Source organism: Burkholderia sp. LMG 13014, from assembly GCF_905232215.1.
Lineage (GTDB): Bacteria > Pseudomonadota > Gammaproteobacteria > Burkholderiales > Burkholderiaceae > Burkholderia.
Map to the genome: position 1 here is coordinate 1 of NZ_CAJNKE010000941.1, position 1,563 is coordinate 1,563.

At 65.3% G+C, this 1,563-nt stretch carries 2 protein-coding genes and 1 pseudogene; 1 reads left to right on the forward strand and 2 read right to left on the reverse strand.

Going from position 1 to position 1,563, the window contains the following annotated elements; all coding sequences use genetic code 11:
* A pseudogene (locus JYJ84_RS38430) lies at positions 1-102 on the forward strand (LysR family transcriptional regulator); the annotation flags it as partial.
* Positions 103-232: 130 nt separating this feature from the next.
* On the opposite strand, the gene JYJ84_RS36360 reads toward JYJ84_RS38430, so the two are convergent.
* Together JYJ84_RS36360 and JYJ84_RS36365 are read right to left on the reverse strand one after the other, a co-directional pair.
* Positions 233-655 (reverse strand): hypothetical protein, encoded by a 423-nt coding sequence (locus JYJ84_RS36360; protein ID WP_240201956.1) that lies wholly within the window; start codon positions 653-655, stop codon positions 233-235.
* 109 nt (positions 656-764) lie between these two features.
* Positions 765-1,421, reverse strand: coding sequence for a TetR/AcrR family transcriptional regulator (locus JYJ84_RS36365; RefSeq protein WP_175221684.1), 657 nt, complete (start codon positions 1,419-1,421; stop codon positions 765-767).
* Between the last annotated feature and the right edge of the window lie 142 nt (positions 1,422-1,563).

Sequence of the window (1,563 nt, forward strand, 5' to 3'; positions counted from 1 at the left end):
CGGCTGCCGTCGCCGAAGGTGCGGGCGTTCATCGAGGCGATGAAGGCGAGGATCGGGGAGACGGCGGGGGCGCCAATGACGAAGCGTTCACGCCCTGCATAGCCGAAGAAGACGGCGCGGCGGGACGAGGAAGCCTCTCGTCCTGCGCGTCGCATGATCCGACATCCATGACGGCAAGTTCCGCCTCGCCGCTGCCATGGTCCGACTCCAGTTTCGCCAGGCGGCAAACCCGTCACATGAACTTGACGTAGCACGCCTTCTTCTCGACCTGTTCGCGCTTGAATCCGCTGTCGGCCATGCACGCGTCGTACTCGTCGGGCAGCGGCTTCAGATTGAAGATCCGCTGGTCGAACGCGGTGGGCAGGCCATGATCCAGTTCGTCCTGCGCCTCCTCGCAGGTCGCCTTGGCCAGGCTGAGCTTCACGGGCTCCCCGGTAATGACGTTGCGGATCTTTTCATATTCCCCGCTCTTGCAGGCCGCCATGGCGTCCTTGAGGTGTCGCGTGTAGATCGCGTCGCGGCATCGATCCCCTTCCTGGTCCCGGTTCTTGAATTTCGCCGCGAAAGTCTGCGATTTCCACACGGATTCGTAAGTCGTGGACTCGCTGAACGGCCAGCAGCCGCAGCCCGTCAGCCCCAGAACAGAAACGGCCATCCCCGCCGACGTCATGCGACGCAGCCATCGGTTTCGTGCTTGCATAGATTCCTTGTTATCGATTATCGGCCATGCCTGATCGCGGGCAGCCGGCCCCGTTCCCGCGAATCTACCCTGCCTCCCGCAACGTCCCCAGCAGCACCTTCCTGCAACTCGCGATCATCTGCGCCTCCGGATCGCGATAGTCGGTGAGCAGCCACGCCGCGCCGACGTTCGTCATCGCGCCGACGAGCGCGAGCCCGATCAGCCGCTGCTCGGTGCGCTCCGCGGACGTCGCCGCTTCGCGCGGCGCGCCGATCGCCATGATCAGCTTGCCGAAGTCGATCAGCATGCGCTGGTAGGTCATGTCGGTGTCCGCGCTCACGCCCATCACCTCGAGCAGCAGCACGCGCGCCGCGCACGGGTCGCGCAGGAACGCGAAGAACGCGGCGAGCCCCGCATCGACGCTCTCGCGCAGGTCGCCGCCGCGCGCGGCCACCGCCCGTGCGACCGCTTCGTGCAGCTGCTGCGCGTGGTGCAGGTAGGTGCAGCGCAGCAAATCCTCGGTGCTGTCGAACGCCGCATAGAAATAGCGATCGTTCAGCTTCGCTTCCTGACAGATCGACCGCACGGTCGCCTTGCGGAACCCGACCGTGCCGAACACGCGCGTCGCCGCGCGAATCAGTGCGTCGCGCCGCTCCGCGGCCCGCACCTCGGGCGCCACGCCGCCATACGACCGGCCCCGTTTTTCCGTTTCGAGTGCTTTCTCCATTTCGCTATTTGACATCAGGACACCCGAAAACTAAAGTGGTGACAACAAACACCACATTAGACGCGCCGCCGGCGCAGCGCAAGCGGAACGGGAGGAGCACGGATGAACGGGTTTTCCGGCAAGGTTGCCGCGATCACGGGCGCCGGTTCGGGCATGG